This is a genomic window from Halomonas sp. hl-4, assembly GCF_900215475.1.
In the GTDB taxonomy this organism is placed as follows: domain Bacteria; phylum Pseudomonadota; class Gammaproteobacteria; order Pseudomonadales; family Halomonadaceae; genus Vreelandella.
On record NZ_LT907845.1, the window covers coordinates 3,409,555 to 3,424,185 of the forward strand.

The following is a 14,631-nucleotide window of genomic DNA, read 5'->3' on the forward strand; positions in this document are numbered from 1 at the left end:
GGATTATTCCCGAACAAACTTGGTGGAGCGGCCAACGGCGCGAAAAAAGCAGCGGTTGAGCTGTTCTGGAGACGCGACATAATGCCAGGTACGTTCACAGTATTCAGCCGCTCGCGCCATTAGCACATCGTAAAGTCGGTTGAACGGCGCATCATAATCGTAGGGGTCGGCACCGAACAAGCGGATATGCGGATAGTCTGCAAAGCGCTCCATAAAATAGCGCTCAAGGTCCGCCTCAACGGCGCGGTGTTGGGCAGTGTTGTCCGGGTCTAGCCATAGATTGTAGCGGATCGCCATGGGGCACTCCTGGCCGCCCCATTATCGGGGCGTAGCGGTTCAGGCGGGGGCGGGCGCTTCTTGCAAATGGGCTTCGAGCGCTTCCCGCAAATCGCCTTCAATGGGCACGGTGCATTTGGCCTGATGATCGTATTGCACCAGGATCGTATGCCCAACATTGGTTAACTTTCCGTGCTGGCGCGCCTCCTGGGTGACGGTAAATGAGCTGTTGCCCAGGCGCGTCAGGTACGTACGTAATTCGATATCGTGACCGTAAAACAGTTCAGCACGGTAGTCGACTTCCATCCGCGCCATGATCAGCCGCCACGCTTTAGGGTTCAGATCGGGGGTGAATAACCTGAACAGGTCGTTGCGGGCTAGCTCAAACCAGGCGGGAAGACGGGTGTTATTGATATGGCCAAGGGCATCGGTGTCATAAAACGCCGGTTCGATAATACGGGTAAACATGGGCGCCATCCTTTAATCTTATTCGCAGCGTAGGGGATAAACCAGAAGGTTGGTTAAGCGCTCAAGGATTACCCCAAGCAAGCGCTTGGTCAAGTCTAGGCGGTGCGCATTACACTAAACGAAGCCCTTGCTGGTCACGCCAGGCAGCTGCCAGCGCGCTTTTTAGGGGTGCCTGCAAGTGCGCGGGCAGCGCCCGTTGGGCATCTTCCAAGTGGTCAAAATGGCGGTTGCGCAGCCAGCAGTAGGCCCAGGCGCAGGCTTCAGAGTCGCTGTCTGGTAGCGGCTTGGCCGGCATCTGGTTTAGCAAGAACACCGCCGTGCGCGGTGCCCAGAGAGGGATATCGACGTTCTTGGCCTGGCTCCAGGCATCCAGTGTGGCCCCGGTGGGCGTCTCGCTGGGTTCGCCGATTTTAGCGACCCGCGCCGTCTCGGCAAGAATCAGCGCGAGGCCGTCGGCATCGGCCTGTCCGAGCGCTCGCCATTGGCGCAACAGCGCCGGACATCCCTCGCGCACCTTGGTATAAAAGTCATCTTGCGGCATGCTCTATAGCACCCCCGTATTAGATAAGTGAGAGCAATAATGGCATTTGATTTTGCCACGCCCATTGAGCGACGCCACCCCGCTGAGGGTTGGGCATCGCAAAAATGGCACCGCTATGGTGACGACGTGCTGCCCTTGTGGGTCGCAGATATGGACTTTCGATCGCCGCCTGCGGTGATTGACGCCCTGCACGCTAGGGTGGCGCACGGCGTTTACGGCTACGGTGAAGTGCCTGCCACGTTAACAGAAACCCTATGCCAGTGGAGCGCTAACCACTACCAGTGGCCGATCCAGGCTGAGTGGCAGCAGTGGCTGCCGGGCGTGGTGCCAGCGTTGCATCTGGCGTCCTTGGCGCTGACCGCACCAGGGGACGGCGTACTAACCGTCACGCCGATCTATCCGCCGTTTCTGGCCGTGGCCGAGCGCACCGGCCGGTTGCCCCAGCAGGCGGCATTGGCCACACCGGTCAGCTCAGACGATAGCTGGCGGCTGGATATCGGTGCGCTGGAGGCCGCCGTCACCCCGCAAACCCGTTTGCTACTCTGGTGTCACCCGCATAACCCCACCGGCCGCGTGTGGTCGCATGGTGAGTTGGCCGCGCTTGCTGCGTTTGTCGAGCGTCACGATCTATGGGTCGTGTCGGATGAGCTGCATTGCGATTTGCTGCTTGACGAAGGGGCGCGTCACCAGCCGCTGGTGGCGGCTTTCCCTGAGTTGGTCAAGCGCACCATTACCCTCTGGGCGCCATCGAAGACGTTTAATCTGGCGGGCCTTACCACTGCCTGCGCGGTGGTCCCCGACCCGAGCCTGCGTAAGCGTTTCGCCCAGGCGACCAAAGGCCTGCTGCCCGATGGCAACGTGCTTGGGTTGGTGGCAGCGGAGGCCGCCTACCGCGATGGCGAGCCATGGCGTCAAGCCTTGTTGCAGGTGCTGCGAGAGCATCGAGCAACGCTTAAGGCACATGTCGCTACTTGGCCTGGGGTCGACATGAGCCCGCCGTCGTCGACCTACCTAGCGTGGTTGGATATGCGCCAAGCCAGCCTTGGTGAATCGCCGCAGGCGGCGCTGCTTGAACAGGCGGGCGTTGCTCTGTCAGACGGCGCGGCCTTCGGTCATCCTGGATTTGTGCGGCTCAATTTTGGCACTACCGCCCCGCAGTTGGAGGCGGCGCTAGCCCGGATGGATGCGTTACTGGCTTGCTGAGCAATTAGTAAAGCAGGGCGAATAGCTTGCGGCGATAGGCGACGGTGAGCGGGTGGTCGGCGCCCAGCGCGTCGAATGCCTGCAACAACGTCTTGCGCGCGGCATCGTCGTTATAGGCACGGTCCTGCTTCATCAGCGCAAGCAGGGCATCGAGTCCGGCTTCGTAGTGGCCATCTGCTACTTGGCGTAGGGCGCGCTGGTATTGTGCTTCGCTATCAGTGCGATCGCCAAACGCGGCAATTTCTTCGCCGGAAAGTGCTTGTTCGCCAAACTCGATGCTGGCCCGAACGCCGCGAGCGGGGGCTGCATCGCGTTCTTCCGGCGGCAGGTTATCCAGCAGGCTGCGGGCTTCGTCGCGGCGCCCTTCGGCGACCAGCGCACGGGCGAGGCTGACCTGATAGGGGTAGTGGTCCGGGTATTGGCTGATCAGCGTTTGATAAATTTCCCGTGCCCCGGCTGGGTCGCCAGCGTTGAGTGCCGCTTCGGCCTGTTCTTCGGGGCTGGGGGGTGCGTCTTCGGGAGCAGGGAAATAGCGGTTTAGCCACTCACGGATCTGTTTTTCAGGCAGCGCGCCTTGGAAGCCGTCTACCAAGCCGCCCTGGCTGATCAGTTTGACGTCAGGAACCGATTTCACTCCCAACTGACTGGCGATTTCCGGATTGGCCTGAGTATCCAGTTTGGCGAGCAAGAACGCCCCACCGTACTCGACCACCAGCCTCTCCAATACCGCCATGAGCTGCCTGCACGGCTCGGAGTCTGGTGTCCAGCAATCCATCAATACCGGGACTTTCATTGAGGCTTCAAGAACTTGCTGGATATTGCCCGCATTAAGATCAATGATGACCTCTTCGGGGCGAACCGGTGGACGGTCAGCGTTGGCTTGCCCGTCGTTACCAGCATCAGGGGGGGTTAATGCTTCACCGGTGCGAGGATCAATAATGGACGACATAAACGTGCTCATGAATGAGGAAATTTAGCTATTGATATGCAGCCGAACGCGCGAGGATTCAAGGTGACCTGGCTAAAAAAGCGGTTATGCCGCGCCGTAAGTTTCTTATATATGCCATAATGATATAAAAGGCGATGAATAAAGCATTTCACGCTATCTTTTGCCAGCGGTAGGCTTACCGCTGTTGTCCATATCGTCCAAAAGCGCCTGTTGCCCCGACAGGCGTTTTTGGTGTTGCTGAAGGTGAGTGTATGTCTACAACGACTGTAACCCCGTCCGCTAGCAATCGCGTGCCACTCATTGTGGCGGCGGCAATTGTACTGGGTGCGCTGGTCATCGGCGTGGTATTTGAAGCCAATACCGGCCTGCTAATGATCGTCGGTGGGCTGTTTGGCATGGTGCTTTATCACGCCGCGTTTGGCTTTACCTCCGCCTGGCGTGTCTTTATTAAAGAGCGGCGTGGGCGTGGCCTTCGAGCACAAATGATCATGCTGGCGCTGGCCGTCATATTGTTTTTCCCGGCGCTTGGCGCCGGCACGCTATTCGGCCGAGAGGTGGCTGGGTTTGTATCGCCAATTGGTATCTCAGTGCTGGTTGGCGCGTTTCTGTTCGGCGTTGGCATGCAGTTAGGCGGCGGCTGTGCTTCGGGCACTTTATTTACTGCCGGGGGCGGGAATGCGCGCATGGTCATTACCCTGGTGTTTTTCATTGTCGGGTCGGTAATTGGTACCGCGCACTTTGCCTGGTGGCAAAGCCTGCCTGCTTTCCAGCCGGTGTCTCTGGTGAATGTGGCGGGCGCCGGTGGTGGTATCGCCATCAGCTTGGTGCTATTTGCGGCGATTGCAGCGTTTACTGTGGTGATGGAAAAAGGCCGTCATGGCAAGTTGGAAAAAGCGCCTTTGGTTGAGAAGCACGGGTATCAACGCTGGTTAACCGGTCCGTGGCCGCTGGTAGCCGGGGCGGTAGCGCTGGCGGTGTTGAACTTTGCCACCTTGGCGCTGGCAGGTCGACCTTGGGGTATTACCTCGGCATTTGCGCTGTGGGGCGCTAAAGGCTTCGAATTGGTCGGCGGCGATGTTTCCCAGTGGGGCTATTGGCAGTCTGCAGGCAACGAGGCGGCTCTGGCATCCAGCGTGTGGGGCGATGTGACCACGGTGATGAACGTGGGCATCATGCTAGGAGCGTTAGCGGCTGCCAGCCTGGCAGGGCGGTTTGCGCCAAACTTCAAGATCCCGCTGCGCTCGGTGCTGGCGGCAATTATCGGCGGCCTATTACTTGGTTATGGCGCGCGGTTAGCGTTTGGCTGCAATATTGGCGCGTATTTCAGTGGGATCGCCTCGGGCAGCCTCCACGGTTGGGTGTGGCTAGTTGCGGCGTTTGCGGGCAACATGGTGGGCGTTAAACTACGTCCGTTATTTTTTACCGGTGAGGCGGCTAAGCAGCCCACTGCTAAAACCTGCTAATTAACCTCGCTTTTAGGTTATTTTACTCTTTGCGCCTCAACTTCGGTTGGGGCGTTTTTGTCGCTTTAAAACGCCTGTTTGCTACCTTTGTCGAACGAGCATGTTACATTACGCCCAATGACTGCAGACGCGCTATGTTGCTGCATTGCAATAGAAATTTGCGAAAAAAGAGAGTGCTTATGACCACCGCGAGCAAACGCCCCTTATACCTTCCTTATGCCGGTCCTTCCCTTCTTGAAATGCCGCTATTGAATAAAGGCAGTGCGTTTACTCAGCAGGAGCGGCTAGCGTTCAACTTGATCGGCCTATTGCCCCAAAAGGTCGAGACCATCGAGGACCAACTCGAACGCGCCTATCGCCAGTACCAGCAGTGTCATAGTGACTTGGAGCGCCACATTCACCTGCGCGCCATTCAGGATGATAACGAAACGCTGTATTTCCGCCTTGTGTCGCAGCATCTAGAAGAAATGCTGCCGATTATCTACACGCCTACGGTGGGCAAGGCGTGTCAGGAATTTTCCAATATCTATCGTAACCACCGCGGGCTGTTTATCAGCTACCCCGACCGCGAGCACATGGATGACATTCTGCGCAGTGCCACCAAGGATAACGTCAAGGTGATCGTGGTGACCGACGGCGAGCGGATTCTGGGCCTGGGTGACCAAGGCATCGGCGGAATGGGTATTCCCATCGGCAAACTAGCGTTATATACGGCCTGCGGCGGCATTAGCCCAGCGTACACGCTGCCCATCATGCTTGATGTGGGTACTAACAATAAGGCTTTGTTGGATGACCCTATGTATATGGGTTGGCGGCATGAACGGGTCAGCCAGGACGAATACAATGAGTTCATGGCGACGTTTATCGCTGCGGTCAAGCGTCGCTGGCCCAATGTATTGCTGCAGTTTGAGGATTTTGCTCAGGCCAACGCAATGCCGCTTTTAGAGCAGTACCGCGATCAGCTGTGCTGTTTTAACGACGATGTACAGGGGACCGCCTCGGTGGTTGTCGGTACGCTCATGGCGGCGTGTCAGGCCCGCGAGCAAACGATTGCCGATCAGCGGGTGGTGTTTGTGGGTGGCGGGTCTGCCGGTTGCGGCATTGCCGAGCAGGTCGTGGTGGCGATGCAGGCCGAGGGCTTGACCGAAAGCGAAGCCCGCACGCGCATTTATATGGTGGATCGCGAGGGCCTGATGACTACCGACCAGCCCTGGCAACGTGATTTTCAACGTCGCTTGGCCCACGATGCTGCCTTGGTAGCCAACTGGAACGGACAAGGGCTCGAGGAGACCATCGCGCAAATCAGTCCGACGGTATTGATTGGGGTGTGCGGCCAGCGGGGGATTTTCACCGAGCAGGTGGTGCGCACCATGCACGCGAGTTGTGAGCACCCGGTGATTATGCCGCTTTCCAACCCGACGTCTCAGGCGGAAGCGGTACCGGAAGATGTCATCCGCTGGACGGAAGGCCAGGCATTAGTGGCAACCGGCAGTCCGTTTGCACCTGTGGTGTTCAACGGCCGCACCTATCCCATCGCGCAGTGTAATAACGCCTATATCTTCCCAGGTATTGGCTTGGGCGTGGTGGCGGCTAAAGCCACCCGGGTGACCGATGAAATGCTGATGAGTGCCTCGCGGGCGCTGGCGCGGGAAGCGCCGCTGGTAAAAGAAGGCAAAGGCGCATTGCTGCCGCCGCTATCGCGTATCCGCGATATTAGCAAGTCGATTGCCTTTGAAGTGGCGGCTCAGGCGCAACAGAATGGTGTGGCGCTTAAAACCGGTGGTACTGAGTTGCGCGATGCTATCGAGCGCGCTTGCTGGGCTCCAGATTACCGTGTCTACCGGCGTCGTGCCTTTTAGTAACGCCGACCGTCCGCGCAAAAAAAACCCCCACCAAGTGGGGGCTAGCAAGCATTGGTCGGTTTCCCGATTAGGCTGCGCCAATCATATTACGCAGCACGTAATGAAGGATACCACCATGACGGAAGTACGCCAGTTCATTTACCGTGTCAATTCGGCACTTGGCATCAACGGTTCTTTCGCCATCGGCATTTTTAATGATCACTTTGACGTTGCCGCCCGGCGTTAAATCACTCAGTCCGGCAATGGATACCTCTTCATCACCCGTGAGTCCCAGTGTCTTACGGCTCTCACCTTCGGGGAACTGCAACGGCACCACCCCCATGCCGATCAGGTTGGAACGGTGGATGCGCTCGAAGGACTCGGCGATTACCGCGCGCACGCCGAGCAGGCGCGTGCCCTTGGCGGCCCAGTCCCGCGAGGAGCCCGTGCCGTACTCTTTACCGGCGATTACCACCAGCGGCTTGTCTTCCTCTTTATATTTCATTGCCGCGTCATAGATGGCCATTTGCTCGCCGCTGGGCACGTGGCGAGTCTCGCCGCCGACCACGCCGTCGAGCATTTCGTTCTTGATCCGCACGTTGGCAAAGGTGCCGCGCATCATCACTTCGTGGTTACCGCGACGCGAGCCGTAGGAGTTGAAGTCGACCGGTTTAACGCCGTGCTCTTGAAGGTAACGTCCAGCGGGGCTATCGGGCTTAATAGCACCGGCCGGGGAGATGTGGTCGGTGGTTACCGAGTCGCCCAGCATGGCCAGCACGCGGGCGCTGTGCACATCCTCAATGGCGTCCGGCTCACGGCCCATGCCCTCAAAAAACGGCGGATGCTGGATATAGGTCGATTCGGGCCATTGGTAAACCTTGCTTTCCGGCACCTTGATGGCCTTCCAGATATCGTCGCCTTCAAAGACGGCACCGTACTCCTTGTGGAACATCGCGGTATTGACCTGCTCAACGGCGGTGGCAATCTCCGCTTGGCTTGGCCAGATATCCTTGAGGTAGACCGGGTTGCCGTTGTCGTCCTCACCGAGCGGGTCGTTGCTCAGGTCGCACTGAACATTGCCGGCCAGGGCGTAGGCCACCACCAGCGGGGGGGACGCCAGCCAGTTGGTTTTCACCAGCGGATGCACGCGCCCTTCAAAGTTACGGTTACCCGACAGCACCGAGGCGACGGCCATGTCGCCGTCGGCGATGGCCTTTTCGATCTCGTCGGGGAGCGGGCCGGAGTTGCCGATACAGGTGGTGCAGCCATAACCGACCAGGTTGAAGCCCAAGGCGTCCAGGTCGTTGTTCAACTCGGCGGCCTCCAGGTAATCGGTGACTACCTTGGAACCCGGCGCAAGGGAGGTTTTTACCCAGGGTTTGGTGGTGAGGCCTTTTTCGCGTGCTTTACGGGCGAGCAGGCCGGCCGCCATCATCACGCTGGGGTTAGACGTGTTGGTACACGAGGTAATAGCCGCAATCACCACCGCGCCTGGGTCGAGACTGAAGTCGTGGTCATCAAGCTTCACGGCCTGGCTGGTGTCATGTTGAAAGCTGCGCGCAATCCCCACAGCGGTTTGGCCGCCCTCAGAAGACAGTTTTCCCTTGGCGGTCGGGTCCGCTTTGGTATCTTCCTGCAGGAACTTATCAAAGGCGGCGGCCATATCCTTGAGGGCAACACGATCCTGGGGACGCTTGGGTCCTGCCAGGCTGGCTTCTACCTCGGTCATGTCGAGGTGCAGCATGTCGGTGAAGACTGGCTCGTCGCCCGGCTCGCGCCACAGGCCCTGAGTCTTCGAATACGCCTCGACGAGGTCGATTTGCTCGTCGTCCCGGCCGGTTAGGCGCATGTAGGTAAGTGTTTCATCATCAACTGGGAAGAACCCACAGGTGGCGCCGTATTCGGGGGCCATGTTGGCGATGGTCGCGCGGTCGGCCAGCGGCAGGTCCTTCAGGCCGTCGCCGTAGAACTCGACAAACTTGCCGACCACGCCTTTCTTGCGCAGCATTTCGGTGACGGTCAGCACCAGGTCGGTGGCCGTGATGCCTTCGCGCAGCTTGCCGGTCAGCTTGAAGCCGATGACCTCGGGAATTAGCATGGAAACCGGCTGGCCCAGCATGGCCGCTTCGGCTTCGATGCCGCCGACGCCCCAGCCGAGGACGCCCAGGCCGTTGATCATGGTGGTGTGGGAGTCGGTGCCCACCAGGGTGTCCGGATAGGCCAGGGTGCGCCCGTTTTCTTCCTTGGTCCACACGGCTTTGCCCAGGTATTCCAGGTTGACCTGGTGGCAAATGCCGGTGCCCGGCGGCACCACACGGAAGTTGTCGAACGCCTGCTGGCCCCAGCGCAGGAACTCATAGCGCTCGCGGTTGCGCTGCATTTCAATGTCGACGTTTTCCTGAAATGCGGCGGCGTTGCCGAACTTGTCGACCATCACCGAGTGGTCGATGACCAAGTCCACCGGCGATAGCGGGTTGATTTTGGCGGGGTCCTCGCCGAGTTTTTCAACGGCGGCGCGCATGGAGGCAAGATCGACCACGCCGGGTACGCCAGTGAAATCCTGCATCAGTACGCGGGCAGGGCGGTAGCCAATCTCACGGCTGGATTTGCCTTCTTTTTGCCAGTCGACCAGCGCTTGCATGTCATCCTGTGAAACGCTTTCATCGTCGGCAAAACGTAACTGGTTTTCGAGCAGAATTTTGAGCGTCTTGGGTAGCCGGTCGATGGTGCCGAGGGTCTGGGCAGCGTCAGGCAGGCTGAAGTAGTGGTACTGCTTGTTGCCAACCGTTAAGGTCCTTTCCGTATCGGGAAGCTTGCTCATGCGATTCTCCTCTATTGCTTGGCATTGCGCGTTGCGCGCCGGTCACGGTCTTTTTTTCGTATAGCTAATATTAGTATGGCTCATCTGAGTCGCTACACCCGAACATCATGACCTCCAACTATTACGAGAGATGGGTATGTGAGGGCGGTGTTTCAAGTTAGGCCCGTCTTTTTGCGCCAAGTTGACCTTGCAATCCCTTGTACTTGACGCCATTTCAGGCAGACTCTGTGCAAAATTATCAGCCGACTCTTTACAAGGTGGTGTCATGCAAACACGTCACGAGCGCTTAATCATCCTGGGATCTGGCCCGGCGGGCTACACGGCAGCCGTTTATGCGGCGCGGGCCAATTTGAAGCCCTTACTGATTACCGGGATGCAAGCGGGTGGGCAGTTAACCACCACCACCGACGTGGATAACTGGCCCGGTGATGCGCAAGGCGTGCAGGGGCCCGAGCTTATGGAGCGCATGAAACAGCACGCCGAGCGTTTCAATACCGAAGTGCTTTTTGACCATATTCACGAGGTTAGCGTAGGCGATAAACCCTTTACCTTGAAAGGCGACAATGGTGTATATACCTGTGACGCCTTGATCGTTGCCACCGGCGCCAGCGCTCGCTATCTCGGTTTGCCTAGCGAACAGCAGTTTATGGGCCAGGGGGTGTCGGCCTGTGCGACCTGCGATGGGTTCTTCTACCGTAATCAAGAGGTTGTGGTCGTCGGCGGTGGCAATACGGCGGTCGAAGAAGCGCTTTACCTGTCGAATATTGCTTCCAAAGTAACCCTGGTGCATCGCCGCGACACGCTGCGGGCCGAGAAAATTCTGCAAGATAAGCTGTTTGAAAAAGTTGAGGCAGGCAAGATCGCGCTGGAATGGTTCCAGCAGGTAGAGGAAGTGCTGGGTGACAACACCGGCGTGACCGGCGTGCGGGTCAAATCAACCAAGGACGGCTCGGTTAAAGATATCCATGCGCCGGGTTTGTTTATTGCCATCGGCCACAGCCCCAACACCGGGATCTTTGACGGCCAGTTGGATATGAACGGCGGCTATATCAAGGTGAAGTCCGGCTTGGAAGGTAACGCTACGGCGACCAGCGTGCCCGGCGTCTTTGCCTGCGGCGATGTGATGGACCATATCTATCGCCAGGCGATTACCTCCGCGGGAAGTGGGTGTATGGCTGCGTTGGATGCTGAACGTTATCTGGACGGCATCGCGGGCTGAGCGGCAATGCCAATCAGCTTCTCAGCTTAGTGTGGGCATTCGGCGGGTGCGTTAGCCATCCGCCAGCGCCCAAGCTGGCTGAGCACCAAGGTGCTGCCCTTAGCGCGAGACGTATCGCTTGGTGGGCAGAGAGTGAAACGCCCGTTGAAGCCGCTGGTGTGGCCTAGCGCATCGTAGCGTATCCGCCGCCATCCCCTGCTGTAGTTAACGTCGACGCGTTCAGTGGCTGGGAAGCTGCGTAGCACGTCGGCCGATGAGATACCCTCCGTTTGATCCCCACGAATCACCATCAGCGTCTGGTTCCATTGGTCGCCGCAGCGCGTGGTATCTTGTGGACCGTGGCTTGGGCAAAGCGTGATGGGGTGGCGCTGGCTAATTGCCGTTTGTCGAGCGAAACCCAAAGCTGTTTGCAGACGGCTGGCTTCCCCGGTGCGTGCGCTACGCTCGCCCAGCGCCTGAAAGCTGGGTATGCCCCAGGCAGCGATGATCCCCATGATGAGTAGCGTGACCAATAGTTCTAAAAGGGTAAATCCCTGTGCCTTAGCGCCGCTCACGCAGCGTGTTGACTGATGCATCTTGCCTCCTTGCGCTTGACCCCTTCGCTCCCACCGTTATGCTCATTGCGTGCTTGGCATGCGTTTGAGTGTCTTTATCCTAGGCGCTGCTGATATTTTTTGATGTAAGCCATAGTGGACAAAACGTGTGAGCGATTTCTTAATTGTGGGGGGCGGTGTTATCGGCATGATGACCGCGCTCCAGCTAGCCGACGCCGGGCAGCGAGTCAGTCTGGTCGAGCGTGGAAACTGTGGCCAAGAGGCTTCATGGGCGGGGGGCGGCATCGTTTCGCCACTGTATCCGTGGCGCTATGCCCCGCCGATTTCTCAGCTATCGCGCTGGTCGGAAGGCGCTTACCCCAGCTTGTCGCTACGTTTGTTGGAAGAGACAGGTATTGACCCTGAGTACCGTCAAAAAGGGCTTTTGTACTTAAGCGTGGATGACCCAGAGGCGGCGCTTACCTGGGCGCGGCAAATGGGCAAGCCGCTTGAGCGAGTGAGCGCCGATATGGTGCGCGCTAAAGAGCGTTCCCTGCCACCCGCCGATGGAGCGCTTTGGATGCCGACGCTTGGGAGTGTGCGTAATCCTCGCCTCGGCAAAGCGTTGCGCGCCAGGCTGTCCGCGATGCCTCAGGTGACACTGCATGAGCAATGTGAGGTGAATGGGTTTATCCGCCATGGCGAGCACATTCAGGGCGTACACACTCCCCAGCGGACGATCACCGCGGGGCATACGATTATTTGTGGTGGGGCGTGGGCGGGGACGTTACTTGAAACGCTGAATGTTTCGCTGCCGGTGCGGCCGGTAAAAGGTCAGATGATTGCCTATCAAACGCCGCCTGACTTGGTGCGGCGGGTAGTGCTCAAGGCAGGCCGTTACGTGATTCCTAGGGCCGATGGTGTGTTACTAGTGGGGTCGACGCTTGAGGAGTGCGGCTTCAACAAAACCACCGATCAAGAGGCCTTGGCGTCACTACGGCAAAGCGCGGAGGATATTGTGCCAGCGCTTGCCAACTATCCGGTGGCGTACCACTGGGCGGGCTTGAGACCAGGCTCACCGGATGGTGTGCCGTTCATCGGCGAGCTGCCCGGCTGGCAGAATATATCGGTAAACGCGGGCCATTACCGTAATGGGTTGGTACTTGCACCGGCGTCAACCCATCTGCTGGTGGATCAGTTGCTTGGGCGCCCGCCGTTGATCGACCCGACACCTTATCAAATGACGCCGGAGCGGCTCGGCTAGATTAGGCTAGGCATCCTTATCATTGTCGCGCGGGTCTTGTTTTTGTTCCTGAAGGAAACGATCGCGATGTGCGCTGGAGCAAAACCACTGCTCCGCATCGCGTAGCGCTTCGTCTTCCGGTAGGTGCACCTCGCACCAGCGACAGCGCACCATATGGCCGCCGTTTTGTTGTTGCTCTTGGCGTTCTTGAGTCAGACGGTCACGTTGCCGCTGTCGGTACATGCCGTAAAGCTTGAGCCCTGCATAAAGCAATACCGCGAAAATGAGTAGCCGAATAATCAAAAGTTTCATCCTGTTGTCGCCCCCATGCAATATGCAAGCGCAGCCTTTGCCTGCGAGCGGCCCTTGCGGGACAATGCGGGTTGATGGTGTGCATCTATTCTAAAAGATTCTCAAGAGATTTTATCGCCCATGCAAGATTTAACCCTGGTCATGGCCCAACTCGACCCCTTGGTCGGGGATATTCCCGGCAATGCCGCGCGCGCTATTGAAGCCGTGCGCGAAGCGCGCATCGAGCACGGTGCTGACATTGTGGTATTTCCTGAGTTGTTTTTATCGGGCTATCCACCGGAAGATCTGCTGCTGCGCCCTTCCATGGAAACGCGCCTGCGTGAAGCACGCGCCACTATGGCCGAGAAAATGGTACGGGACGTCTTGGTGATCATCGGCTATCCCGGCATGCGTGAAGGACAATGCTACAACCTGGCCGGTGTGCTGTATAACGGCCAGTGGGAGGCCGAGTACGCCAAGCAGGCGCTACCCAATTATCAAGTATTCGACGAGCAGCGTTATTTCGCGCCGGGCACCGAACCGCTGGTGTATGAGCACAAGGGCGCTAAGCTGGGCCTGTTAATTTGTGAGGACTTATGGGAAGGCGCACCGGTGCAAGCGGCGACCGCGGCGGGTGCCGAAGTGCTGATCAGCCTGAATGCCTCACCTTACCACCAGGACAAACCCAGTGAGCGGCTGCGCTTGCTCGAACAGCGCGCTCAGGATGTCGAGCGGCCGATCTTTTACGTCAATACCATTGGCGGCCAGGATGAACTGGTGTTTGACGGCGGCTCATGCTGCGTTAATGCCCAGGGGCAATTACAGGTATTGGCGCCTTATTGGCAGGTCGGCTTGATGCCGGTGCAGTTACTGCAAACCAGCGCCGCCACCTGGGAGCCTCAAGCCGGGGAAATCGAACCAGAGGTTGAGCCCGAGGAGAGTCTCTATTGCGCCTTGGTCACCGGCGTGCGTGATTACGTCAATAAAAGCGGCTTTGACGGTGTCGTGTTGGGGCTTTCCGGCGGTATTGATTCAGCACTTTCGTTAGCGATTGCCGTGGACGCGCTGGGGCCGCAGCGCGTTCAGGCGGTGATGATGCCCTATCACTACACCGCCGATATCTCCAAACAGGACGCCGCCGAGCAGGCCAAATTATTGGGCGTGCATTACGACATCATGCCCATTGAGCCGATGGTGGAGGCGTTTATGGGTACGCTTTCGGAAAGCTTTGCGGGTACTGAGCGCGATACTACCGAAGAAAATTTGCAGTCCCGCTGCCGTGGCGTGCTGCTGATGGCAATCTCCAATAAAAAAGGCCTAATGGTGTTAACCACGGGCAATAAAAGCGAAATGGCGGTGGGCTATGCCACGCTATACGGCGATATGGTGGGCGGCTACAACGCCATCAAGGACGTTTATAAAACCTGGGTGTACCGACTGGCCCGCTGGCGTAATACGCAATCAGCGGCTATTCCAGAACGCGTGATTGAGCGTCCGCCCAGCGCCGAGCTGGCACCCGATCAGCAGGATAGCGACTCATTGCCTGACTATGATGTACTTGACGCCATCCTGGCGCGCTATATCGAAGGCGATATGAGTGCCGAGGCGATCATTGCCGCAGGCTTTGCCCGTGAGGATGTTTATCAGGTGGTTAAGCTTGTTGACCGCTGCGAATACAAACGCCGTCAGGCACCCGTAGGTGTGCGGGTCACGCCACGCGGCTTTGGTCGCGACCGTCGCTATCCAATTGTTAACGGCTGGCAGCCCGGCGAATAGCCGGGCA

Annotated in this window: 13 protein-coding genes; 6 read left to right on the forward strand and 7 right to left on the reverse strand. The window is 58.3% G+C overall.

The annotated features are described in order from the left end of the window. Positions 1 to 3 precede the first annotated feature (3 nt). From CPH17_RS16050 to CPH17_RS16060, 3 genes are all read right to left on the reverse strand, one after another. Entirely contained in the window at positions 4 to 297 is a 294-nt protein-coding gene (locus CPH17_RS16050; protein ID WP_066316720.1) for a hypothetical protein, read from the reverse strand. 39 nt (positions 298 to 336) lie between these two features. After that, positions 337 to 744 carry an acyl-CoA thioesterase gene (locus tag CPH17_RS16055; protein WP_096300359.1) on the reverse strand — a complete coding sequence of 136 codons (408 nt, stop codon included), beginning with the start codon at positions 742 to 744 and terminating at the stop codon, positions 337 to 339. 109 nt (positions 745 to 853) lie between these two features. Beyond that, positions 854 to 1,285, reverse strand: a complete 432-nt coding sequence (locus tag CPH17_RS16060; RefSeq protein ID WP_074395246.1) for a hypothetical protein — start codon at positions 1,283 to 1,285, stop codon at positions 854 to 856. Between the two features lie 39 nt (positions 1,286 to 1,324). On the opposite strand from CPH17_RS16060, the gene CPH17_RS16065 reads away from it, so the two are divergent. Continuing rightward, positions 1,325 to 2,488 (forward strand): MalY/PatB family protein, encoded by a 1,164-nt coding sequence (locus CPH17_RS16065; protein ID WP_096300361.1) that lies wholly within the window; start codon positions 1,325 to 1,327, stop codon positions 2,486 to 2,488. A gap of 4 nt (positions 2,489 to 2,492) precedes the next feature. On the opposite strand, the gene CPH17_RS16070 is transcribed toward CPH17_RS16065, so the two are convergent. Further along, positions 2,493 to 3,437: a co-chaperone YbbN gene (locus tag CPH17_RS16070; RefSeq protein WP_096300363.1), complete on the reverse strand. Its 945-nt coding sequence runs from the start codon at positions 3,435 to 3,437 to the stop codon at positions 2,493 to 2,495. Between the two features lie 251 nt (positions 3,438 to 3,688). Between CPH17_RS16070 and CPH17_RS16075 the strand changes: the two genes are divergently transcribed. Both CPH17_RS16075 and CPH17_RS16080 read left to right on the forward strand, forming a co-directional pair. Beyond that, a complete protein-coding gene (locus CPH17_RS16075; RefSeq protein ID WP_096300366.1) occupies positions 3,689 to 4,900 on the forward strand; it encodes a YeeE/YedE family protein in 1,212 nt (403 codons plus the stop codon). A gap of 179 nt (positions 4,901 to 5,079) precedes the next feature. Further along, entirely contained in the window at positions 5,080 to 6,759 is a 1,680-nt protein-coding gene (locus CPH17_RS16080) for an NAD-dependent malic enzyme (protein WP_096300369.1), read from the forward strand. A 70-nt stretch (positions 6,760 to 6,829) separates the two neighbouring features. Here CPH17_RS16080 and acnA read toward each other — a convergent pair whose 3' ends face one another. Then, the gene (acnA, locus tag CPH17_RS16085; RefSeq protein WP_096300371.1) at positions 6,830 to 9,562 is read right to left on the reverse strand and encodes an aconitate hydratase AcnA; all 2,733 of its coding nucleotides are present in this window, start codon (positions 9,560 to 9,562) and stop codon (positions 6,830 to 6,832) included. A 265-nt stretch (positions 9,563 to 9,827) separates the two neighbouring features. Here acnA and trxB point away from each other — a divergent pair, with 265 nt between their 5' ends. Beyond that, a complete protein-coding gene (gene trxB / locus CPH17_RS16090) occupies positions 9,828 to 10,781 on the forward strand; it encodes a thioredoxin-disulfide reductase (RefSeq protein ID WP_096300373.1) in 954 nt (317 codons plus the stop codon). Positions 10,782 to 10,807: 26 nt separating this feature from the next. Here trxB and CPH17_RS16095 read toward each other — a convergent pair whose 3' ends face one another. Next, positions 10,808 to 11,356: a GspH/FimT family pseudopilin gene (locus CPH17_RS16095; protein ID WP_096300376.1), complete on the reverse strand. Its 549-nt coding sequence runs from the start codon at positions 11,354 to 11,356 to the stop codon at positions 10,808 to 10,810. A 127-nt stretch (positions 11,357 to 11,483) separates the two neighbouring features. On the opposite strand from CPH17_RS16095, the gene thiO reads away from it, so the two are divergent. After that, positions 11,484 to 12,578: a glycine oxidase ThiO gene (gene thiO, locus CPH17_RS16100; RefSeq protein WP_074395254.1), complete on the forward strand. Its 1,095-nt coding sequence runs from the start codon at positions 11,484 to 11,486 to the stop codon at positions 12,576 to 12,578. A 6-nt stretch (positions 12,579 to 12,584) separates the two neighbouring features. On the opposite strand, the gene CPH17_RS16105 is transcribed toward thiO, so the two are convergent. After that, complete coding sequence (locus CPH17_RS16105; RefSeq protein WP_096300378.1) at positions 12,585 to 12,869, reverse strand: PP0621 family protein; 285 nt, start codon at positions 12,867 to 12,869, stop codon at positions 12,585 to 12,587. Between the two features lie 120 nt (positions 12,870 to 12,989). On the opposite strand from CPH17_RS16105, the gene CPH17_RS16110 reads away from it, so the two are divergent. After that, complete coding sequence (locus CPH17_RS16110; protein WP_074395256.1) at positions 12,990 to 14,624, forward strand: NAD+ synthase; 1,635 nt, start codon at positions 12,990 to 12,992, stop codon at positions 14,622 to 14,624. The last annotated feature ends 7 nt before the right edge of the window (positions 14,625 to 14,631 follow it).